General features: G+C 71.3%; 1 pseudogene. It reads left to right on the top strand.

Annotated features, from left to right (window positions below):
• Positions 1-279: pseudogene (locus tag CUZ56_RS14920) on the top strand (ATP-binding protein); the annotation flags it as partial.

The raw sequence follows: 279 nt of genomic DNA, 5'->3' as shown, positions 1-279 counted from the left end.
GATCGAATCGGTGGCCGTGTTCGCGCACCGGGTGCTGGGTGAGTGCCCGCGGCTGCGGATCCTCGCGACCAGCCGCGAACCGCTGGGGATCACCGGTGAGGCGCTGTGGCAGGTCGAGCCGCTGGCTCTGCCCGCCGTCGACGCCGACCCGGCGGGGATCGAAGCCTCCCCGGCCGTGCAGTTGCTGCGGGACCGGGCCCGAGTGGTGCGCAAGGATCTCGGCAACGATCCGCGCACGCTGGAAACCATGGTCCGGGTCTGCCGGGCATTGGACGGAAT

The organism is Saezia sanguinis (assembly GCF_003991585.1).
GTDB lineage: Bacteria > Pseudomonadota > Gammaproteobacteria > Burkholderiales > Burkholderiaceae_C > Saezia > Saezia sanguinis.
This window is presented reverse-complemented; position numbering and strand designations above follow the sequence as displayed.